Consider the following 20101-nt stretch of genomic DNA (forward strand, 5'->3'; position numbering starts at 1 on the left):
CGAGGGTTTACGCCGTGAACACGAAGGTTTACGCCGTGAATCCGAGAGAGTCGTTTTACGATCTGTCCAAGTGTCCGACTTAAACATGACTTGATCGCCCAAGACGTCTTGCTCGTACGGTAGCTCACAGAGTCCTGGCGGGTGACGTGGCTATGGCGCGTGGCGTGGCACGCCTGTGGACATGGCCGGAGGACAAACCCGCTCGGTGTCCTCTTGGCTCGCAGGTGATGTCCTCGACCCGGTCTGCAACGGGACTGTCGCGCTCGGAAGGCTCGCCATGGCGCGTCGCCAGACCGGGCCACCCGACCGGTCTGGCGACGGTGTCCACGCTTCATCCCGCCTGACTGGAGACCGTTGCAGACCGGGGCAAGGACGCCGCGTCACGTTGGCCCGTGAAACCGCGCGTTGTGAGTCGGTGCGGACGAAGCCTCCAGACTCGGTTCGGCGGCGTGCGGTGTGAGGTGGTGTCCGGAGTCTGGAGGCAGCCAACGGGACAGGAGCGCTCGGAAGGCTCGCTAGAGAGCATTGCCAGACCGGGCCACACCGACTTTGCTCGATTGGGAGTCGGTGGTCCGTCACATGCGACTGTGGAAGTGGACGACCGACTTCCGAGGTTCATTTCGGCGCCGCCGCGAGGACGAACGGCTTGATATAGCCCTGTGCTTTCTCCTTGCTGGCGATGTCGGGAAGGGGGAGCGGCTGGGTGTGGCCGTATTTGGCGCGGAGACCGGCCGTCGCAAGGCGACCCTTCATGGAAAAGTTCAGTGACTTGTTCAGCACCCGCGCGCTCTCTTGCGGAGCGTGGAAACCCATGCCGTTCGTCGCGCTGACGTAGTCCCAGAACATCTGGGCGCGGCGCACGAGGTCGCGGGGGCCGGCGAGCTCTTCTTCGGTCGCGCCGGCTTTCCAGGCGTCACCGATCTCTAAATGAAGCGCGACGAGGGCGTCTTCGGCCTGGTCGAGCATCTCGCGGTTCTTGTCCTGGATCGAGTTGACGCGGGACTTGATCTCGCTTTCCGACCAGCGGTGGCAGACGCCGCACGAGTTGGAGAGGTTCTCGAGCGGGCTCCGGATCTGGTGGTCGGTGATCTTGACGCCACCCTCGGTCCGGTACGGCATGTGGCAGTCGGCGCACGAAACGTTGCGGTAGCTGTGGATCCCGTGTGTGTACACCTCGTAGTCGGGGTGCTGCATCTTGATCATCTTCGCGCCAGAGATCGCGTGGGCGAAGTCGACGTGGCCGTTCTTGTCGTAGTACGTCTCGAAGTCTTCGACGTCGAAGCCGTCGTCCCAGGGGAACGTGAGGTAGTTCTCGACTTTGCCTTTGAAGTAGTACTCGCTGTGGCACTGGGCGCAGACGAGCGAGCGCATGTCGTTCTGGCTGCTCTTGTTGATGTCCTTGCCTTGACGCTGGTAGGCCTCGACGATCGCAGGGCGGTTGATCTCCAGGTTCAGGTTGGTGGGGTTGTGGCAGTCACGGCAGCCGATCGTGTTGCCGATCTGGTCTTTGTAACTGCTGAACTTGGCGGCGTAGAACTTGGCCGGGCCGATCTCGGACATGAGGCGGGGCACATCGGGGCTCTTGCAGGAGTAGCACGTGCCGGGTGTCTTCTCGCTGATGCGGCCGGTGCCTCGGACGTCTTCGAGCGAGTAACCGTGCCCACGAGGAGCGTTGTAGTCTTTCGCGAACGGGTATCCGGCCCAAATGACGACAAGGCGCGGGTTCTCCTGAAGGTAGTCGCGCTTTCCGGAACCGGCGTATTTGGTCAGCGAGGTCATCTGGCGGGTCTTTTCCCAGCCTTCGAATTCGCGCGGGAAGCTCAGGCCCCACTTGGAGTTGTCGGTCTCCCATTGACCGAGCGGCGTGAAGAAGCGGGCGTGGCTTTGGGCTTCCTCGCCCCGCCGCTCTTGGACGGAGCCTGCAAGGAGCCCGAGAAGGAAGGTTCCACAGGCAGCGGCGATCAAGACCACAGGGCCGATCCAGGTGCGTCGTTTGGGTTCAGGTGTGCTCATGGTTTCTTTAGGCCGGTCATCCAGTCGGGAGTGACTGGGGCGAGCCGCGGGACGGCGGCGTTCGGCGCGCTGCTGATGCTGTGGACACTGCCGTGCGGCGTGCTCCTGTGGCAGTCGGTGCACCAGCGTTGGGCGTCGTGGGGGAACTTGACCGAGGACATCGTCGCCGTGTGACACCGGACGCAGTTCTCTTGGATCACTTTGCGCGACTCCGGAATCGGTCGCATGACTTGCGGCTCTTGGTGGAGCGTGAAGACGGTCGAGTGGCGGAGACCGTCGTTGGCCTTGAACCAGTACTTCCGGGCGACGGAATCGTGAGGGACGTGGCAGTCGTTGCAGTTCGCGACTTTGGCGTGGCTCCCGCGCTGCCAACTCGCGTACATCGAGTTCATGACGTGGCAGTTGATGCAGGCTTTGGGATCGTCGGAGGCATAGCTCAAGGCGTTGCTCGCCGTGGCGACGTAGGCCCCGAGTCCGATGAAAGTGCCGCAAGCCGTCCATGCGGCGACGGCGGTCACCCTCCTTGCCTTGCTTCCCGCGTTCGCCACTGGCTCCATCGTGAACTTCGCCTTACGATACGGCCAAAGCTTGACAAAAGGGTGTCCTTATTAATAATGACGGAGCCGTATGACGGTGGTCATAGTGCTCCCCGGACGGACGCCGAACCTTGTCGGGACCTCGTCCAGGGTCCGGCATCACGATGAGGGCAGGGGTATCCTGGGCGGACAGCGCGGGCAACGGCGCCCAGCCGATCCACCCTTCCAAGGTCCCTATGCCCGGCACAATCGAAACCACTTTCCGCGACGCCATCCACACTGCCATCGACGAGGAGATGGGGCGCAACCCCGACGTGTTCCTGATCGGTGAGGACATCGGCCGTTACGAAGGAACGTTCAAGGTCACGAAGGGCTTCTGGCCGAAATACGGCGAGCGGCGCGTCGTGGACACGCCCATCGTCGAACCGGGTTTCACAGGGATCGCGATTGGCGCGGCCATGGTCGGCCTGCGGCCGATCGTCGAGATGATGACCATGTCGTTCTCGATCCTGGCCCTCGACCAGATCATCAACCACGCCGCCAAGGTCCACTACATGACGGGCGGGCAGGCCAAGGTGCCGATGGTCGTCCGTGGCCCCGGCGGTGCGGCCAAACAGCTTTCGGCACAGCACTCGCACTCGATGGAGGGCTGGTACGCCCACTGTCCCGGCCTGAAGGTCGTGGCCCCGTCGACGGTCGAAGACGCTTACGGCCTCTTGAAGTCGGCGATCTGGGACGACAATCCCGTCATCTTCACGGAAAACCCGGGCCTCTACACGCTGAAGGGAACGATCCCGGACGACAAGGATTTCTCGGTTCCGATCGGTAAGTCCAACGTCTTGCGCGAGGGCAGCGACATGACCCTCGTCGGGTATTCGAGGATGACCCAGGTCAACCTCGCCGTGGCCGAGAAGCTGGCCGAAGACGGGATCAGCGCGGAAGTGGTGGACGTCCGGTCCCTGCTCCCGTTGGACACCGAGACGATCTACGCGTCCGTCCGGAAGACGCACCGGGCCGCGGTCGTCTATGAGGACTGGAAGTCGGGCGGGTTCGGTGCCGAGATCGCCGCCCGGATCGGCGAGGACTGCTTCGACGACCTGGACGCCCCGGTCGTGCGGGTCGGCGGACTCAACGTCCCGATGCCTTATGCGCGCGTTCTGGAACTCGAGTGCATCCCGGACGTCGACGACGTGCTCGCCGTCGTCAGGAAGAAGCTCGGCTAGTCCTTGCCGCCGCTTTCGGACGGCTTGCCTACGGCGAAGAACTCTCTCTCGCCGTTGATCGAGAGGCCGAACCTCGTGACCGCACTCCGGAAGCGCACGCGGAGGCGCTCGCCGTCCGGTCCGGGGAGGTAAGCGGGAAAGTCGTCCAAGGCGGTGCTCGCGTCGCGGACGAGGTTGTCGCCACCCGTGCCGCGAGGGAAGCTCAAGGTCGCGCCGCCCTCGCTCATGCGGAAGTCGCCGACGAGCGAGCAGGCGAGCGTGAAGGCAAGGGGTTGGGGCTGACCGAGTTCTGGGGCGTCAAGAACGACGTCGGCCATGAACGTGACGGACACGCGGTAGACGCCGTCTTGAAGCGAATAGACCGTGCCCTGGCGCGCCCCCGGCTTTTGGACGATCTTGAACTTGTCGAGGCGGACGGCACCGACGTTGAACTTCTGTAGCTGGGGTCCATAGTCGGCGGACGGTCCGAACGACTGGAACTCCTCGTTGTTCAGAAGGCACGCGCCTCGAAAGGTGAGCGGTTCGTTGACGACGCGGTCGAGGACGTAGTTCGACAGGGACACTTGTTGCGTCTCAAGGTCGATGTCCAGGTCGAAACTGCCTTTGCTTCGCAGGACGCCCCAATAGCCGATCTCCCAGACGGGCTTGGCCGCGACCATCGCGTTGACGTCGGCCTGGGGTTCGGCCGCCTTTCCCGGAGAGGTGCGCGAACCGCCCGGGTTCCGTCCCGAGTCGAAGTCGCCTCGGAACCCGCCTTCCGTCCAGAGCAAGATCTTCGCATTGCCGTCCGTGTACGTCCTGTTCGGATCGACCTGAAAGTGGAACTTTTGCGCCTGGGAGAACGCCGGACACACGAGAACGGCGGCGAGGAGCACGGTCGAGAGGCGTCGCATGGGAAGACCTTGGTCAGGAAAAGTCGAAGGAACCGGAATTCAGTCTAGCACGAGGTTTGACGTCCGGTTCCTGCGTCCGTTCTGTCCGTCCGCCGACTATTCGCGCCGTTTGACGGAGCCGGAACCGAACACGTCTTGGGACACGGTGGGATGTCCGCGATAGACGACGTCGCCGGAACCTGCGATCGTGACTTCGAGTTTGTCGGTCGTCCCGACCTGCGCGTCGCCGCTGCCTGCGATGGAGATTTCGGCCGACTTCGAGAGCAACCTGTCGGCCTTGAGGTTGCCGGATCCGGCGATCGAGGCTTGCAGGTCGTCCAGGGTCCCGCTCAAGGTGACGTCCCCCGAGCCGGCGACGCTCACGTCGAAATCTGCGCCTTTCAGCCCGTCGAAGACACAGTCGCCCGAGCCTGCCAGACTGAACGACGCGGGTTGCGGGCCTTTGACGACGATGGAGACGGGTCCGGGGTCGCCCTTGCCCGTCAGATGGATTTCGAGCGACTTGTCTTCCAGCCTGTATTTGATCCTCTTGAGCGTATCGGGCCGGCACTTGACGTCGAACGACGCCTTGGCGGCGCGTTGCCACGTGACGTCCATCGGACCGGACACGCCCAACGACTCATAGGTGCCTTGAAGGACGGTGGTCGGCGCGGAGACACGCTCCCCAGAGAAGTCGTCGAACGACTGTGCGAAGGAGCTCATTCCTTTCTTGAAGCCGACGATGCCGAAGACGACCATGCCGAAGAGACCGGCAAGGATGCCGACCATGACCAGAAGGGCGAGGAAGCGTCCAGGCTTCATAACCGAGAGTACGGACGGTCGCAGTGATTGGTTTCGGGACTTCGAACCGGGCCCATCAGCCGGCGACGCCGAGTTCGGCAAGGCGGTCGCCGAGCAGACGCAGGACTTTGCCGCGATGGCTGACGGCGTGCTTTTGCCCAGGTGTGAGGTCGGCCATCGTGCATCCGTGGTCCGGGAGCCAGAAGATCGGGTCGTAGCCGAATCCGCCGGACCCGCTGGGCGCGAGGGCGATGCGTCCTTCGCAGACGCCTTCGAAGGTCTCCGTCGGCCGACCTGGCGCGGCAAGGGCGACGAAGCAGCGGAACCGGGCGCCACGCTGCTCGTCAGGCAAGCCATCGAGCCGTTCGAGGACGACGCGCATTTTCTCGGTGAACGGAGCGTCCTCGCCGATGAAGCGCTTGCTGAAAACGCCCAACTCCCCGGGGATCGCGTCGATCTCGAGTCCCGCGTCGTCGGCCACGCACCACTCGCCCGTATGGGCGACGGCCGATCCGGCTTTGATCACGGCGTTTTCTTCGTACGTCGATCCGGTTTCGTCCGGTTCTGGCGCGCCGGGAAAGTCGGCGAACGTGAGAATCTGGAGGGAAGGGAACCGGGCCTGCAGGATCGTCGCCATCTCGACCCCTTTCTTGACGTTGTGGGTCGCGACGACGATCCTGTCGGTCAAACGCCTAAGACCTCGCGCTGCTTCGCGACGAGTTCGTCGATGCCTTTCTTGGCGAGCGAGAGCATGCGGCCGAGAGAGTCCGCACCGAAAGGCGCCGTTTCGGCGGTGCCCTGGACTTCGACGAACTTGCCCGAGCCCGTCATGACGACGTTCATGTCGGTGGCGGCGGTCGAGTCCTCCTCGTAACACAGGTCCAAGACTTCCGTGTTCCTGCAGACGCCCACGCTCACGGCGGCAAGCGGTTCGGGCAAGGGGTTCTTCCGGATCATCTTCTGCGACATCATCCACTGCACGGCGTCATAGAGGGCCACATAGCCGCCGGTGATCGAGGCACAGCGCGTGCCGCCGTCAGCCTGGAGGGCGTCACAGTCGATCGTGATCGTCCTTTCGCCGAGGCAGTCCAGGTTCATCACGGCGCGGAGAGCACGCCCGACGAGCCGCTGGATCTCCATCGAGCGACCGTTCGGCCCTCGGAACGAATCGCGCTGGTTGCGCTGTTTGCCCGAGCGGGGAAGCATGGAGTATTCCGCTGTGACCCAACCCTGGCCCGAACCCTTCAGAAACTGAGGGACTCGCTCTTCGACGGTCGCGGTGACCAGGACGTGGGTCTCTCCCATTTTGATCAGACAGGAGCCCTCCGCGAACTTCGCGAAACCTCGCTCCATCGAGACGTTCCGGAGTTGGTCAGGGGCTCTTCCGTCGGGTCGCATGTACCAGGGATAGTACCTGGCGGGCGGCCCGGTCCCCTTCGGATCGCGAAACTCCAGGAAGGAGGAAAGGCGGAACACTGTGCCTGCTCTGATGTGTCATACTGTTGCAATAAGCATGAAACGGTTCGACGTCGACAAGTGGGGAGCCTTTGCAAGCGGACTCTGCGCGGTGCACTGTCTGCTCGTGGGCGTCGCGTTCGGACTTCTGCCCGTCCTCGGGCTGGAATTCATGGCCTCGCACGAGGCCGAGATCGGTTTCTTTTCTGCGGCGATCCTGTTCGGGTTCTGGGCCATTGCCAGCGGCCGAAGGAAGCACGGTTCTTGGTTGCCGGCCAAGGTTTTTGCCGCCGGACTGGCCCTCGTCGCGGTCAGCCACTTCGTGATCGGCCATCCGGACGGGCACGGCCACGGGCTCCACTCGGCCGTAGGGCTGCAGTTGCCCGAGTCCTTCGGTGCTGTCGGCACGGCGATGGCGGTGGCCGGAGGTTTGACTTTGGTGGCGTTCCACTTCGTCAACCACAGGCTGGCGAACAAGGCCACTTGCGGGTGTCCGGTCTGTCACATCGAGGACGGTGTGCGTCCCGTCGTTCACGAGCGGCGCTAAAAAAGGCGGTCGTTCCCCGACCGCCCAAAAGTGCCTCACTGGAATGAGACCGATCATGAAGACTTGCACCGTACGTGCCTGATTCTCGGACGCTTCGCATTGGCGGACGTCGTCCTGCCAGCATGGAGTGGAACACCGCCCTGCGTCCCCTTGGCGGCGCTCAACTAGGATCGTGGCCATTGCTGGTTCGGAAAAACAGCGAAACTTCGTATAAGTTAAGGTTTTGAATCTGGCCGACCCGTTAAGTTTGAGCGCCGAAGGTCGATCGTCAGGGTAGGATCGGCCCGAGTGGCCACTTCCGGGCAAGCCCGTAAGAGGGCGGTGCGCCTGACTCCTCAAGCGATCGACCTCTTAACGCACAGACTGATCGACGACTGGGCTGCGCGCGGCGGCACGGTCAAATTGACGCGCGAAGCCAGAGCGGAGCGCCTTGGACTCAGTGTCGTCACGACGGACCGGATCCTGAAGGGCCTTGGGGTCGACAGGTCCAGTCTGATCACGGCTTTTACGAGCCTGGGACTTCCTTGGGACGACCGTTACTGCCGTTCTTGTTCGGAGGAAAGCGGACCACAGCCGACGACGGCCGTTATCGGGGCCCGACCGAAACGGACATGGCCCGTCGTCGCCTCGACGTTCGGGACGCTCGCGATCATCGTGGCGAGTTTCGTCGCATTGAGGCCGCTGACGGTCAGGGCCGACGACGATCCGGTCAGCAAGTGGCAAAGGGAATACGCGGCCACGATGAACGAGGCCGTCCAGGACTACTACGACGGCGACTATGAATCGTCTCGTGCCTTGTTGCGGAAAGCGAAACGCATGGCGGTCGAATTCAGGGACGTTTTGGCGATCGCCTGGTCGACACGTGTGGAAGCCGACCTGGAAGCCGAACGCGGGGATTTGGAGGCGGCTCTGGACAAGTACGGTCGCGCCCGGATCCTGTTCGAATCGGTAGGCGCCCTGGACGGCGTGGCCGCATCGATCGAATCGACGGCCGAAATCGAACTTCGATCCGGCCGCTTGAAAGAAGCACGGTCGCTCTATCTGGAGTTCAAGCGATTGGCCGAACAGCGCCAGGATTCTCCCGGCGTGGCGTCCGCCCTTCGCGGTCTCGGAAGCGTCGAGGCGAAGTCAGGGCGGCGCGACGCGGCCAAGGCGTCGTTCCAAAAGGGATTGAACGTCTTCTCAGACCGGCCTGACGACAACATCGCGGTCGACATCAGGGCCAGGCTCGCCCTCGTTTGGGCCGAGGAAGGGGACTTGAGAAGGGCCGCAACCGTCCTTGGACAATGTCTGCGGCACTGGCAGCGACAAGGCCATGAGAGGTGGGTGGCTACGACGCGCGCCCAACTCGCGTCGGTCTACATGAGGGCGGGCGACCTTGATCGGGCGCGTTCTGAGGCCGAGGTGGCGAGGACGGGGTTCCAGAACGTTCAAGACCGCGTCGGGGTCCGTGAATGCGAGCGCCTGCTCGAATCGATCGGCCTACGCGCGAACGGCTGACCCGTGACCACGCTGGACGGGGCAAGGGACGGCCCGCGCGGGGGGGCCTCTAACCCAGCGCCATCGGCATGACGACGCAGAAGCGGTTTTCGCCGCCTTCGATCGGACGGATCACGGCCGGACGGGAGGGCTCGGTCATCTCGGCGACCACGCCTTCGGTCGGCATCGATTGGAGGGCGTCCATGATATAGCGTCCGTTGAACGCGATGTCGACTTCGCCGTTCTTGCTGATGATCGACACCTCTTCCTTGGCTTCGCCGCGGTCTTCGCTCCTTGCGGAAATGACGACTTTATCGCCCTTGCCGCTGAAGCGGACGCGGTTGGCGTTGTCTTTGGCGAGGATCATCGCGCGCTTCACGTTCTCGTAGAGTTCCACGCGGTCGATGGTCCACATGCGGGTGAACTCCTGCGGCACGACCCGTTCCCAGTTGGGATAAGCGCCGCTCAGGAGTTGGGCGACCATCTTGGCCGAGCCGGCATCGACGGTGAGTCGGGTGGAATCGAAACGGACGGTGACGTTTTCGTCTTCGGCGATCGGCAGTTGTTTGATCGTGCGAAGCGCCTTTTCGGGGACGATGGCGGTCAGCGGGGAACCGATGCCTTCCCGGTGCATGCGGTTGACGGCGAGCCTGTGGGTGTCCGTCGCGACCATCGTCAAGACTTGGCCGTCGTAGCTGAACAGCACACCTGTCAGATAGGCCCGGCTCATGTCGTCCGAGACTGCGAAGGAGACCGAGTCCACTGCGGCCCGAAGCTCGCCCATCGGGATCGAGAGCTGCGATTCGGACTGGATGTCGGGGATCGGCGGGAACTCCTCGGCCGGGAGGGCAAGGAGCTTCCATTCCGACTGGTTCGCGCGGAGGAAGACGACCGTGCCCTCGAGCGTGATCTCGACCTGGCCGTCGGTCAGCGCGCCGACGATTTCCGAGAGCAGTTTCTGTTGGACGCACACCGACCCGTCGGTCTCGACGTTGGCCGCGCAATCGGCGGTGGCCCACATTTCTCCGTCACAGCCCATCAGATTGAGCGTCGCGCCCTCGGCTTTGAGCCGGATCGCTTGCAGGACCGGATGGGAGGAGCGGGCGCTGCTCGCCGACGAGGCGATCGACAGGGCCGCGGAAAGGTCTTTTCGGGTGACGGTAGCTTTCATGGGTCGGTTCCTGGGGCGTCAGGACTGGATGGGCAGATGATACTGCCAATAGCCGGGCGACGGGGACCGACGCTGGGCGTCGGCGCCTTGAAGCTGGAGCTTGAGCAGGATCCTATAGTCGGACTCCTCGGTCAAGACCGGTGCCGGCATTTGGCGGAGGGAGTCCACGGTGAACTTCAGGGTCACCATGTCTTGCGCGAGCGCCGGGTCGCCCATGGCCGCACGCTGAAGGTGCTCGTCCAACTCTTCGGGAAGGTCGCCGCCCGCGTAAAGGTCGACCAACTTGTCATAAAACTCGTTCATTTCAGTTTCTCTATCGATCCGCCGAGCCTGTCCCTGAGCGCCCTTCGCCCCCGGTACAGCCTCGATTTCAACGCAGGCACGCTGATCTGAAGGATGTCCGCCGCTTCCCGCGCCGAAATGTCCTCCAGGTCGCAAAGCACGAGCGGGTCCTTGTATTCGGGCGGCAGGTCGTTCAAGGCCTGCTGCACCGTCACCCTCAACGTGGCGCGTTCCTCCGTCCCAGTATAGTGCGCGTCGGTCGGCAGTTCCAACAGTCGGTGCTGCCGCATCTTGTCGATGCACAGGTTCCTGGCGATCCGGAACAACCAAGTCCGGAAGGCACCGTCTGCACGAAGCTCTTGCGACCGCCGCAAGACCCTGAGAAAGGTCTCCGCCGTCGCGTCCTCCGCGTCGCTCCGGTTGCCGAGCATCCGGAACGTGTAGCGGAAGATCTTCTCGCCGTAGAGCTCATAAATCCCACCGAGCGCGTTGGGATCGCCCTTGGCCAGGGCGTTCAGCCAGCGCCTTTCGGCAAGTGAGTCCTCGTGCTGAGTGTCCGACATAAGAAGACGGTGGCGCCTTGCAAAAAGGAGCGCGAGACGGCATTATATCCTTGCCGTCCCGCGCGGTGCCCGCAGAAAACCCGGGCGTCAGTCCTTGGTCGGGACCTTCAAAAAGGTCAGGGCGAGGGTCTCGTTCTGGTTCTGGCTCTCGACTCCGGTGGCGAGGACGACGTAGAGCGTCCCTGGCTGGAGGGTGATCTTGGGGATCTCGCAATAGATCTGTTCGCCTTCGGCGTCTTTGGCGATCCAGTGGTTGTTCCCGTCCGGGCTCGTCGTGCTGTACTCCTTCGCGTCGACTTCGAGGGTCGTGATCGAGCCGTACGTGATCGCTTCGGTCTGGAACTGCGGGTTGTCGCCGTAGTTCTGGAAGATCAGGGACGGGGTCGTGAACCCTTCCTTTCGGTTGAAGCCGTGGACGATGAAGAGCCTCGAGCGGTTGCCGTTCGGGGTCTTGCGGTCGATGACCTGGAAAATCTCGCGGAGCCGCTTGTCCTCTTCACCTTGGATCGGGTTCTTGATCCCGATGGCGGCGATCAGCGAATTCGTGTCCTTCTGGAAGATCATCGCCAGATTGTCGTACTGGTCGCTCCGGTCCGGCGGTTCGAGCGTCATGTCGTACCCGCCGTCGGCTTCGCTCCGGAAGGGGACCTCGATCGGGGCGGTGACGGTTTTCGGCGCCAAGTCCGTACCCTGTTGTTCGTCGTTCAAGAAGAACGCGAGGGGCCCTTCGGTGCTGGCGTTGACGAAGATGACGATGGGGTCCGCACCGACGCTGCCTCCGCCTCCACCGCCGTCGCCTCCGCAACCTCCCAGGAGCAACAACGTGGCCGTGAGGGTGGCGATGGCAAGTGAAGCGGCTCTTTTCAACGACATGTCAGCAAGCAAAGATACCAAAGTTCGGGGGGTGTGCATGGCGGGTCAGGGCTTCTCCAAGCTCTCCGGAGCGGTCACGGACAGCGTCGTATAGCAGAGCCCGCAACCCAGCAGGCCCGTGCGGCGATAGTCTTCAGACGTGCAGCCGCATAAGGGACAGACGCCCGAGAGCCGAGGCTTGTGCCGCATCGCGCTCAAAAGGCGGCCGAATCCGGCGATGCCGACACGGGCGTCGGTCTGTCGGAACCGCGAAGGCGCTGAAGCGCCTTCGCGGAGGAACACGGTCTGAGGCTTAGTCAAACGGGACACCCGTCATCGTATGCTCTCGGAACAGTCCGATCAGCTTTTTCGTGGCGGGCCCGGGCTTGCCGGAACCGATGGGACGGCCGTCAAGGCTCACCATAGGGATCACTTCGGCGGCCGTGCCGGTCAGGAACGCTTCGTCCGCGTCAAGGATGTCGTATCGGGTCATGTTGCACTCGTCGACCTGATATCCCGCGCCTTCGGCGAGGGAGACGACCGTGTCGCGGGTGATGCCGCGCAAGATCCCGCACGACGGGTGCGGCGTCTTGACGGTGTTGCCGTGAAGGACGAAGACGTTGTCGCCCGTACATTCCGCGACATAGCCTTGCGCGTTGAGCAGGAGGCCTTCACCCGCGCCCTGCTTGTTGGCTTCGGACTTGGCGAGGATGTTGCTCGCATACCGGCCGATACACTTGACCCGGGGGTCAAGGGCGTCCGGGGCGGCGACCCGGAACGACGTCGTGACGACGTCGAGACCGTGCTCGTAGGACTCCGGCGGATAGAGGCTCAGGGTCGAAACCATGACCATGACGTTCGGTTCGGTCTTGACCGCCCGTGGATCGAGTCCGAGACCGGACCCCCGGGTCACGTTGAGCCGGATGTAACCGTTGGTCTCGTCAGCCTTGCGGCAGACCTCCAGGACGATCGCCCGAAGTTTCGGTTGATCGAGCGTCATCTCGAACCCGAGATAACGGCAGCCGTGGTACAGGCGGTCGAGGTGTTCGTCGAGTTTGAACACCTTGCGTTCGTAGAAGCGGATGCCTTCGAAGAGCCCGTCCCCGTAGAGGTGGGCATGGTCGGCGACCGACGTAGTGGCTTCCTCGAGAGGGCTGAGACAACCGTTCAGCCAGACCAGTCTCGCCATGGAGGGCAGTGTACTCGGACCCTTCCTTGGGTACCCTTGGGCCTACCGGATCGTTTCGACCCGGATTGTCGTCTGTTTTCTTGTCGGTTAGACCAGGAGAGAGTTTGGCTAAAGCGAAAAGCGGAAAAGTGCTGAAAATGGCGCTCGTCGGCACGGGCGTCCTCGTCGCCGGCGGTGGCGGCGCGATCGTCGTCGCGTCGTCGGCCTACACGCCCCTCGTCTCGCCCGGGACGACGGTCGCCGGAGTGCCCCTCGGTGGTCTGACGAAGAAGGAAGCCACGGACAGGCTCGAGACGTGGTGGGCGGAGGCGTCCGCCCGCGAGCTCTCGCTGACGGCCGACGGTTTTAAGAACCCGCCGAAAGGGTTCACGCTCAAGAGCCTAGGCGTGCGGCTCGACGGGGAAGCCACGATGAAGTCCCTTCCCGTCGAGGATTTTTGGGCCAACTCGTCGCGGAAACTGTCCGGACAAAAGGTCAAATCCGCCTCCTTCGAGCCGAAGGTCCAGGTCGGCAAAGAAGCGGTCGAAGAGATCGCTCGGTACGTCGAAGCGAACCGGCCCGACATGGCGCCGGCGAAGGTCGACTTTGTAAAGGGCGAGATCGTCAAGTCGAAGGAAGAGGCAGGGTATGCCGTCGACGAACGCCTCCTTCCGACCGCGCTGGCCGCGGCCGGACTGAAGGGCGAGACCGTCGCCTTACCGTTGAAGAAGGCGGCGCAAAAGGTTCCCGACGAGGCCCTTGACGGCATCACCGACGTCGTCAGCACGTACACGTCGCACTACAGCGAAGGGAACACGAACCGGGCGAGCAACATCCGGAACGCCGCGCGTCGGTTGTCCGGCACGATCCTGATGCCGGGCGAGAAGTTCAGCTTTAACGGGGTCTTGGGCCGGAGGACGGCCAAGAACGGGTTCAAGCTCGCCGGCGTTTACAACAACGGCAAGCACGACGTCGACATCGGCGGCGGCATCTGCCAAGTGAGCGGCACGTTGTACAACGCGGTCTTGCTCGCGGACCTTAAGATCGTCAACCGGAGCAACCACACGTTCCCGGTGCCGTACCTTCCCGTCGGACGGGACGCCACGGTCAGCTTCCCGGCACCCGACTTTTCGTTCGCGAACTCGACGGACGGCCCGATCGCCATCTCGGCTTCAGCGGGAGGAGGCACGATCACGTTCCGCGTCCTCGGGAAGAAGGTCGACGGACAAGAAGTCTCGCTTTACACGGCCGGCCACCAGTCGTGGGGGCGTGCCGAAAAAGTGATCGTCGACACGAGCCTTGCGCCTGGACGCAGGGTGGTCGAAGAACCGGGCGGATCCGGACACCGCATCCAGACGTACAGAATCGTCAAGCTCAACGGTGTCGAGGTCAAGCGCGAGCACTTGGGACAGAGCGAATATCCTGGAGGTACCAGGATCGTTCGCGTGAACCCCAAAGCGGCGGCTCCCAAGCCGGTCAAACCTGCCCCTGGCGACGCAGGCGCCGACGCCCCTCCGACGGCTCCACCCGCCGGCGGTGGGACCGGCGACCCGGCCGGGACCAGCGGCGAAGGCTAGCGGTATCGCTAGCGCGCGATCTGGATCAGGAGCAACTGGTTTCCAGAATAAACGACCTTGCCGAGCGTCGTCAAGTCGGCAAGGGCGACGTTCTCCGCGCCAAGTCCGATCGTCGGGAACGCTTTCGTGTTCGGGGCGACGACATAGTCCGGTCTGATCTCGTCCAGGATCAGCTTGCGCTTGTCGTCGGGAGTCGCAGCGAGGTAAACGAGCGTCGAGAGGCCCCGACGCTTGCCGTAGTCCGGCGTCTCGCTCCAATGACCGGCATAGGTATAGACACCCGTCATGCCGCTCAGGATCGGATTGAAATCGGGTACCAGCGGAGTGCGGAAATCGGCCGGGCCGACCGGGTTCCAGACGCCCGGCATCGCGAGCACGACCGTACGGCCCTTGATGCTGTTCAAAACGTTCAGGATCTGCCCTGAGTCCTTTGAGAAGTAGACCGAATGCACGGTCGTCGACCCCACGTTGAGGTCGATGAAGTCCTTTTCCCGCTTGAACCACAAGATCGACGATCCGCACATCAAGCAAAGGGTCAGCGTCGCGACGAGGTTCCGGGTGCTCCTTTCGAGCGGCTTGAGGATGCTGACAAGCCCGTACGCCGCAAGGATCGCCCACGGAAGGATCATCCCCATGGCGAGCTTCCGTTGGAAGAGCACGGGCAAGTAGAGCGCGCAGAGCCCCAACAGCGCCCACGACCAGGCCAAGTTCCACGCGTCGTCCTCCTTGGCGAGCAACCAGAGGGCCCCAAGTGTGAAGACCGTCAAGACGCACCAGGCCCCCCAGTTCAAGAAGCCTACTGACGGGTCGTGACCGGCAGAAAGGGCCGTCAGCGCCGCCAAGAGGAGGACGACCGTACCGAACGCGGCCGTGCGCGTCTTTCCCACAGACTTCCAAGCGGCGACGCACGCGAGCACGACAGCGGGGAAGATCCCGAACAGCACCTGCCGGAAGTTCGGTGAATAGGTCAGCGTCGCCGCGCGGGCCTGGAAGACGGGATCCTTCGAAAGGACGTATCCAAGCCACACGGCGGCGGGAACGGCTCCGGCCGCGATGCACGCGGCCCGACCCACCCACAGTGGAGTCGCCTGACCTGTCTTCAACTGGGCGACCAGGTATCCGATCAGGACGAGCCCGACAAGGACCGTGTCATAGCTGTGGACGTTGGCAAGGACGCCGAACGCCAACGCCCCCGGAAGGACGGGCTTCCAGTGGTCTTTCGCTTCGATGACCGCTCCCAGAGTCCAAACGATCAGACACAGGCTGAACATGAACAAGCCGTTCGTCAGCGCCGAGGGGAAGACGAAAGCCTCGGGTTGCCAGACGTCGATCGGTAACCTTCCGAGCAACAGAGGTTTGAGCGCTTCAGGCCCGTTGACGATCTCCTGCCCGAACCTCTCCCAGACGGCGAACCCCAAACCCCCGCCGAAGCATCCGATGAGGAGCGCGAATTTCGCCGAGAAGGTCGAGAGCTTGAGCTTCGTCAACAGTCGACCGAAGGCGTGGACGAACAGGAACGTGAACGCCAACCGGGCGACGAACATCGCGACCGGGATCGTCACGAGCTTGGCCAGCAACCCCAGGACGAAGAAGTAGAGGTTGACGGTCAGGCCCGGTTGCGGGTCGGTCGTGAACCGGTTGTCAAAGAGGAAACGGCCCTCCATCGCTTGCCGCATCCATGCGGCATAGACCATGTGGTCGTCCAGGTTCGTCTGGATCCCGAAGTAGACCGAGCCTGGCGGCGTGATGATCCAGCCGATCAGGGTCGGGACAGCGACGATGACCGTGACGATGATCGCCTGGTTCCTGCTGAACCTGGCGATCTGCTCCCGGCGGAGGTTTTCCTGGTCGATGCTGTCGAGGGCCACGGGATCAAAGGGTCTTCGGAACCGGGCGCCCCATGCTCTTGTAAATGTCCTCGATCATCTTTGCGCTCTGCTTCGCCTCTTTGTTGTTCGGATCCGTCTTAAGAGCTTCTCGGTAAAGGGCCAGGGCCTTCGGATACTTGACCCGCGGCGCGAGCGATCCCGCCGTCATAACGGCGGTCCCGTAGTCCACAGTGGCCTTGACGTACGTCTTCTTGGCGGTCGCGTCTTTCGGCTTCTTCTTGAAGGCGGCTTTCGTGGTGGTGTACGCCTTTTCGAGCTTGGTCAGCTTGGCTTGGTCGGCGTTCGGCTTGGCGGCCGCACCTTGGGCGGACGCCGCGAACGGCAGGACGAGAGCGAAAAGGACGAGGGCGGTCCGGAACTGTCGCATCCTCCGATTATGCGCCGTCGGGCGATCGTCGGGTAGCGACGATGCGGTCCACGGTCGTCAAGAGGAGCCTGCTCCGCCCGAATAGCGTCGAACGATGCTGCTCAACCGTCCCTTAGCGGGATGACTCTTTTGACGAACACGGTGCTGTCCGCCTTGGCCGGGGCGGCTACGACGGGGATCCTTGTCGCCATGGCCGGGACTGTGTCCTTGCAGGACGCTAGCCCCGGAACGCCAGACGCGGGCCATTCGAACGTCAGCGGCAATTCGCTTGCTGCCCGATTTGGGGCGAACACCAGCCCCACTTTGGCCCGTGTCCAGATTCAGGAGGACGGTGCGCTTCAGGGCCTTCGCGCCATCAGCGGCACCGGCGTCGCCGTTTATGGCCAAAGCAACGCGACGACGGGGCTCGGAGCCGGAGGCTATTTCACGAGCAAGAGCGCAGGGGGCCGCGCATTGGTCGCCGACCAGTTGAGCGGCACGGGGAACACGGTCGGAGGCCTGTTCTTTACGCATTCGGCGACAAGCGTCAGCCTGTGGGGAACGGCCCGAGGCACGACGGGGTCTCCCGTCGGCGTTCGTGGTGACAGTTCGGCTGCCGAAGGGATCGGCGTGCAAGGGACCGGAACTGGCTATGGAGGCGTCTTTACGAGCACGTCGCCTGAAGGCATCGCGCTCAAGGCAGGAACGGACACGAGTACCGGAGCCGCGATCGTAGCGAGGGGCACGGGATCGAGCAAGAACTCGACGGTCTATTCCGTCAATCTGGGGACCAATTCGTTTTCGGCGGCTTTGTTCGGACGGACGTTCAACAAAGGTAGTTCGCACGGCTTGATCGTCAACAGAGGCGTTAGCGAAAACTCAGCGGTCACATACACCTCTGCGGCCGCAACGGTCTATGACGTTTCAGACACCGGTTCGACGATCGGACTCGGCGTCAGGACGTCGTCTCCCAACGGGTACTCCCTTTATGTCGAGGGCCCCAGTACCGGCAACAAGATCGCCATCCGCGCTATCGGTAACACCGAAGCCACAGGGACCAAGTCGTTCCTCATCGATCACCCGCTCGATCCGGAGAACAAGTCCCTTCGGCACTTTTGTGCGGAGGGTCCCGAACCCACGAACGTCTATTCCGGCACCGTCAAACTCGGCGGAGACGGCTCGGCGTGGGTGCAATTGCCGGCGTACTTCGAAGCGATCAACCGTGACCTGCGTTACCAACTGACCTGCGTGGGAGGTTTCTCCCCGGTCTACGTCGCCAGCGAAGTCAGTGGGAACAAGTTCAAGATCGCCGGCGGCAAGTCGGGGCTGAAAGTCTCGTGGCAGGTGACCGGCGTCCGGAACGACGCTTATGTGCGGCACAACGGCTTCAAAACCGAGGCCTTGAAGAACGAGACGGAACGCGGTTACCTTTATGCGCCCGAAGCGTACGGACGGCCCTCGAGCCGAGGGGTCGGCGCGGTGCATACAAGCATAAGGAACCCGGACGGAACCACGACCGTGGGGGGCAGGCAAGTCGCCGATCGGCCGTGATCCGGAACCCCTTCGTCCTCGGCGAATTTGTATCCGACGAGAACGAGGGGGCTCCGATTATCCGGACGATGACGTTCTGCCGGTGCTAGGCGCCAGTCGGAGGGACGACCTTTCCGCCGCCCTTGGTCCCTTTGTGCCGGTTCGCCAGCTTTTCGCGTTGGGCCGGAGTCAGGACCGCGTCCATCTTCGACTTTGTCTCCTCGTGCAGCGCCTTGAGCTGGTTCTTCAGCGCACCGACCGTCTGGTTGTCGTTCGCCCAGATGGCCTTGCGCCGCTCACGGGCCTGCGTCATGACGTCCTTCATCTGCTTCTTCTGGGCGTCGGTGAGGCCGAGCTTGTCGCCGAAGCGCATGCCATGACCGCGCATCTTCATCGCGTGCTCGCCCTTCTGGCCAAGACCGTTCTGTCCCTTCGCTCCCGCAACCTGGGCTCCGGCGAAACCGGCGACGCCGACGGTCAGCACGGCGCCAAGGGCCGCAGCGAGGATGGATTTGTGGAGTTTGCTCATCGAAAGGGAGTGACGACGGGCGGTCGCCGGGGTTCGGTAGGGCCCAAGTGAGGTCAGGTTTGCCCTAGAGGCAGTTTCGTCCAGGAACGGGCGGATTCTCCGAAGTGTGAGCCGCGTCACAGCGTTCGGACGGTTCTGCAGGCAGGCTGTCGGTGGCGCTCAAGTGCCGTGTCCAAGGAGAAAGAACATGAATCTCAGAACCATCAAATCTGCGCTAGCGGCGGTCCTCGTCTTCACGCCTGCCATCGTCCACGCCCAATGGCTCACGCACACGGGAACCGGTGTCAGCTCGACCGGCACCTTCTCCGGCGTGGGAGGAGCCTACGCTGGAACGGTGAAGACGCAGATCACGAAGATCGTCGACGGAGGCAACGACGGGGTTCCGGGCCTGACGCCAGGTTCCTTCGGATCGACGACCGCCGCATTCGACGCCGACTACCCTCTCAACCAACCGGGCGCGACGTTCGACAGCCTCGCGTTCGGCTACAACCATACGCAGGACAGCTACCTTGTCGTCATGGACTTTTCCGGGTTGGCAAACGGCGTCCTGCCCGCAGGTTCGACTTTGGCCGTCGCCGACCTGGACATCGAAGAGGACTTCATCGGCATGAAGGCCCTTGATCAGAGTCTCTCGACGATCCAATCGCCTTGGCTGTCCCAATATGCGGGCCTCAAAGGGTTCCTCGACTACAACGACACAGACGGATACCAGCCGAACCTCACTCAGCCGACATGGGGCTTCACGACGGACCACTATGACTTCGTCGGCATCGACCACAACGAGTCGTCGGGTCTCATCGGTTTCGAGACGCTGACGGACGTCCGGGCGATTACGTTCGGTGTCCGGAAACACTCGTCGACGGGCTATACCCACGTCGGAGGCGCCGGTATCGGAATCGCCGCCGTGCCCGAGCCGGCGAGCCTGACGGTTTTCGGCCTCGTCGGGGCGGCCCTCTTGCGACGGCGTCGGTCGCGTTGAGGGGCATCAGGGCCAGAGGGCGGTACCGCACCGCCTTCTGGCCCTGGGCGGAGCTGCGACCGACCGGAAGGATCGGTCGGGGTACGCGACGTCCCGTACGAAGACCGGCCCGGCCAAAGGCCGCTACCACTCTCCAGGGCTCTATGGGGCCGCACCGGAAGAGGCGATCGGTCGCGGGATCCGCGGCCGTCCGGATCAAGGGCGGCCGAGACCGGGCCAGAGATGGGCGTCCGCAAGGCCTCGCGGACCTGACCGCCCAGACGCCTCCCGGCGCAGAAAGGCCCCGCCG

General features: G+C 63.3%; 22 protein-coding genes. 6 read left to right on the forward strand and 16 right to left on the reverse strand.

Annotated elements, in window-relative coordinates; translation table 11 throughout:
- From JST30_11020 to nrfH, 3 genes are all read right to left on the reverse strand, one after another.
- The coding region (locus tag JST30_11020) for a hypothetical protein (protein ID MBS1714853.1) at window positions 1–335 on the reverse strand (335 nt) is incomplete at its 3' end.
- 280 nt (window positions 336–615) lie between these two features.
- On the reverse strand, window positions 616–2013 hold the full coding sequence (locus tag JST30_11025) for an ammonia-forming cytochrome c nitrite reductase subunit c552 (GenBank protein MBS1714854.1): 1398 nt from the start codon (window positions 2011–2013) through the stop codon (window positions 616–618).
- Complete coding sequence (nrfH, locus tag JST30_11030; GenBank protein MBS1714855.1) at window positions 2010–2531, reverse strand: cytochrome c nitrite reductase small subunit; 522 nt, start codon at window positions 2529–2531, stop codon at window positions 2010–2012. Before nrfH ends, JST30_11025 begins: the two co-directional genes overlap by 4 nt.
- Window positions 2532–2785: 254 nt before the next feature.
- Between nrfH and JST30_11035 the strand changes: the two genes are divergently transcribed.
- Window positions 2786–3772: an alpha-ketoacid dehydrogenase subunit beta gene (locus tag JST30_11035; GenBank protein ID MBS1714856.1), complete on the forward strand. Its 987-nt coding sequence runs from the start codon at window positions 2786–2788 to the stop codon at window positions 3770–3772.
- Here JST30_11035 and JST30_11040 read toward each other — a convergent pair.
- The 4 genes from JST30_11040 to rph all read right to left on the reverse strand — a co-directional run bounded on the left by JST30_11040 (window position 3769) and on the right by rph (window position 6843).
- On the reverse strand, window positions 3769–4665 hold the full coding sequence (locus JST30_11040; GenBank protein MBS1714857.1) for a hypothetical protein: 897 nt from the start codon (window positions 4663–4665) through the stop codon (window positions 3769–3771). The genes JST30_11035 and JST30_11040 overlap by 4 nt on opposite strands.
- A 96-nt stretch (window positions 4666–4761) precedes the next feature.
- Window positions 4762–5466: a DUF2807 domain-containing protein gene (locus JST30_11045; GenBank protein MBS1714858.1), complete on the reverse strand. Its 705-nt coding sequence runs from the start codon at window positions 5464–5466 to the stop codon at window positions 4762–4764.
- A gap of 55 nt (window positions 5467–5521) precedes the next feature.
- Window positions 5522–6133: an RdgB/HAM1 family non-canonical purine NTP pyrophosphatase gene (gene rdgB / locus JST30_11050; protein MBS1714859.1), complete on the reverse strand. Its 612-nt coding sequence runs from the start codon at window positions 6131–6133 to the stop codon at window positions 5522–5524.
- Window positions 6130–6843 (reverse strand): ribonuclease PH, encoded by a 714-nt coding sequence (gene rph, locus JST30_11055; protein ID MBS1714860.1) that lies wholly within the window; start codon window positions 6841–6843, stop codon window positions 6130–6132. Before rph ends, rdgB begins: the two co-directional genes overlap by 4 nt.
- Window positions 6844–6958: 115 nt before the next feature.
- On the opposite strand from rph, the gene JST30_11060 reads away from it, so the two are divergent.
- Both JST30_11060 and JST30_11065 read left to right on the forward strand, forming a co-directional pair.
- The gene (locus JST30_11060; protein MBS1714861.1) at window positions 6959–7447 is read left to right on the forward strand and encodes a MerC domain-containing protein; all 489 of its coding nucleotides are present in this window, start codon (window positions 6959–6961) and stop codon (window positions 7445–7447) included.
- Between the two features lie 288 nt (window positions 7448–7735).
- Window positions 7736–8947 carry a tetratricopeptide repeat protein gene (locus tag JST30_11065; protein MBS1714862.1) on the forward strand — a complete coding sequence of 404 codons (1212 nt, stop codon included), beginning with the start codon at window positions 7736–7738 and terminating at the stop codon, window positions 8945–8947.
- A 49-nt stretch (window positions 8948–8996) separates the two neighbouring features.
- Here JST30_11065 and dnaN read toward each other — a convergent pair whose 3' ends face one another.
- The 6 genes from dnaN to ilvE form a co-directional block, all read right to left on the reverse strand.
- Window positions 8997–10097, reverse strand: coding sequence for a DNA polymerase III subunit beta (dnaN, locus tag JST30_11070; GenBank protein MBS1714863.1), 1101 nt, complete (start codon window positions 10095–10097; stop codon window positions 8997–8999).
- Between the two features lie 18 nt (window positions 10098–10115).
- Window positions 10116–10400 (reverse strand): hypothetical protein, encoded by a 285-nt coding sequence (locus tag JST30_11075; GenBank protein ID MBS1714864.1) that lies wholly within the window; start codon window positions 10398–10400, stop codon window positions 10116–10118.
- A complete protein-coding gene (locus tag JST30_11080; GenBank protein MBS1714865.1) occupies window positions 10397–10942 on the reverse strand; it encodes a sigma-70 family RNA polymerase sigma factor in 546 nt (181 codons plus the stop codon). The genes JST30_11075 and JST30_11080 overlap by 4 nt, the downstream gene beginning before the upstream one ends.
- Window positions 10943–11029: 87 nt before the next feature.
- Window positions 11030–11815: a DUF4397 domain-containing protein gene (locus tag JST30_11085; GenBank protein MBS1714866.1), complete on the reverse strand. Its 786-nt coding sequence runs from the start codon at window positions 11813–11815 to the stop codon at window positions 11030–11032.
- 45 nt (window positions 11816–11860) lie between these two features.
- Entirely contained in the window at window positions 11861–12124 is a 264-nt protein-coding gene (locus JST30_11090) for a hypothetical protein (protein ID MBS1714867.1), read from the reverse strand.
- Complete coding sequence (gene ilvE / locus JST30_11095) at window positions 12108–12983, reverse strand: branched-chain-amino-acid transaminase (protein ID MBS1714868.1); 876 nt, start codon at window positions 12981–12983, stop codon at window positions 12108–12110. The genes JST30_11090 and ilvE overlap by 17 nt, the downstream gene beginning before the upstream one ends.
- Before the next feature lie 104 nt (window positions 12984–13087).
- Between ilvE and JST30_11100 the strand changes: the two genes are divergently transcribed.
- Window positions 13088–14539, forward strand: coding sequence for a VanW family protein (locus tag JST30_11100; protein ID MBS1714869.1), 1452 nt, complete (start codon window positions 13088–13090; stop codon window positions 14537–14539).
- A gap of 8 nt (window positions 14540–14547) precedes the next feature.
- Here the strand turns inward: JST30_11100 and JST30_11105 are convergent, their stop codons facing one another.
- Together JST30_11105 and JST30_11110 are read right to left on the reverse strand one after the other, a co-directional pair.
- Entirely contained in the window at window positions 14548–16407 is a 1860-nt protein-coding gene (locus JST30_11105; GenBank protein MBS1714870.1) for a hypothetical protein, read from the reverse strand.
- A gap of 4 nt (window positions 16408–16411) precedes the next feature.
- Window positions 16412–16795 (reverse strand): hypothetical protein, encoded by a 384-nt coding sequence (locus tag JST30_11110; protein ID MBS1714871.1) that lies wholly within the window; start codon window positions 16793–16795, stop codon window positions 16412–16414.
- A gap of 120 nt (window positions 16796–16915) precedes the next feature.
- On the opposite strand from JST30_11110, the gene JST30_11115 reads away from it, so the two are divergent.
- The gene (locus JST30_11115) at window positions 16916–18325 is read left to right on the forward strand and encodes a hypothetical protein (protein MBS1714872.1); all 1410 of its coding nucleotides are present in this window, start codon (window positions 16916–16918) and stop codon (window positions 18323–18325) included.
- An 85-nt stretch (window positions 18326–18410) separates the two neighbouring features.
- Here JST30_11115 and JST30_11120 read toward each other — a convergent pair whose 3' ends face one another.
- Window positions 18411–18833 (reverse strand): hypothetical protein, encoded by a 423-nt coding sequence (locus tag JST30_11120; GenBank protein ID MBS1714873.1) that lies wholly within the window; start codon window positions 18831–18833, stop codon window positions 18411–18413.
- 187 nt (window positions 18834–19020) lie between these two features.
- On the opposite strand from JST30_11120, the gene JST30_11125 reads away from it, so the two are divergent.
- Window positions 19021–19812 carry a PEP-CTERM sorting domain-containing protein gene (locus tag JST30_11125; protein ID MBS1714874.1) on the forward strand — a complete coding sequence of 264 codons (792 nt, stop codon included), beginning with the start codon at window positions 19021–19023 and terminating at the stop codon, window positions 19810–19812.
- Window positions 19813–20101: the final 289 nt, after the last annotated feature.

This window comes from Armatimonadota bacterium (assembly GCA_018268395.1).
Lineage (GTDB): Bacteria > Armatimonadota > Fimbriimonadia > Fimbriimonadales > Fimbriimonadaceae > JAEURO01.

What these genes read in the sequence shown, in the direction of transcription:
- JST30_11115 (MBS1714872.1), top strand. Translation starts at nt 16,916, where the DNA reads ATGACTCTTTTGACGAACACGGTGCTGTCCGCCTTGGCCGGGGCGGCT.
- JST30_11045 (MBS1714858.1), bottom strand. Translation starts at nt 5,466, where the DNA reads ATGAAGCCTGGACGCTTCCTCGCCCTTCTGGTCATGGTCGGCATCCTT.
- JST30_11060 (MBS1714861.1), top strand. Translation starts at nt 6,959, where the DNA reads ATGAAACGGTTCGACGTCGACAAGTGGGGAGCCTTTGCAAGCGGACTC.
- JST30_11085 (MBS1714866.1), bottom strand. Translation starts at nt 11,815, where the DNA reads ATGTCGTTGAAAAGAGCCGCTTCACTTGCCATCGCCACCCTCACGGCC.
- rph (MBS1714860.1), bottom strand. Translation starts at nt 6,843, where the DNA reads ATGCGACCCGACGGAAGAGCCCCTGACCAACTCCGGAACGTCTCGATG.
- JST30_11110 (MBS1714871.1), bottom strand. Translation starts at nt 16,795, where the DNA reads ATGCGACAGTTCCGGACCGCCCTCGTCCTTTTCGCTCTCGTCCTGCCG.
- JST30_11035 (MBS1714856.1), top strand. Translation starts at nt 2,786, where the DNA reads ATGCCCGGCACAATCGAAACCACTTTCCGCGACGCCATCCACACTGCC.
- JST30_11080 (MBS1714865.1), bottom strand. Translation starts at nt 10,942, where the DNA reads ATGTCGGACACTCAGCACGAGGACTCACTTGCCGAAAGGCGCTGGCTG.
- JST30_11025 (MBS1714854.1), bottom strand. Translation starts at nt 2,013, where the DNA reads ATGAGCACACCTGAACCCAAACGACGCACCTGGATCGGCCCTGTGGTC.
- dnaN (MBS1714863.1), bottom strand. Translation starts at nt 10,097, where the DNA reads ATGAAAGCTACCGTCACCCGAAAAGACCTTTCCGCGGCCCTGTCGATC.
- ilvE (MBS1714868.1), bottom strand. Translation starts at nt 12,983, where the DNA reads ATGGCGAGACTGGTCTGGCTGAACGGTTGTCTCAGCCCTCTCGAGGAA.
- JST30_11125 (MBS1714874.1), top strand. Translation starts at nt 19,021, where the DNA reads ATGAATCTCAGAACCATCAAATCTGCGCTAGCGGCGGTCCTCGTCTTC.
- JST30_11040 (MBS1714857.1), bottom strand. Translation starts at nt 4,665, where the DNA reads ATGCGACGCCTCTCGACCGTGCTCCTCGCCGCCGTTCTCGTGTGTCCG.
- JST30_11120 (MBS1714873.1), bottom strand. Translation starts at nt 18,833, where the DNA reads ATGAGCAAACTCCACAAATCCATCCTCGCTGCGGCCCTTGGCGCCGTG.
- JST30_11075 (MBS1714864.1), bottom strand. Translation starts at nt 10,400, where the DNA reads ATGAACGAGTTTTATGACAAGTTGGTCGACCTTTACGCGGGCGGCGAC.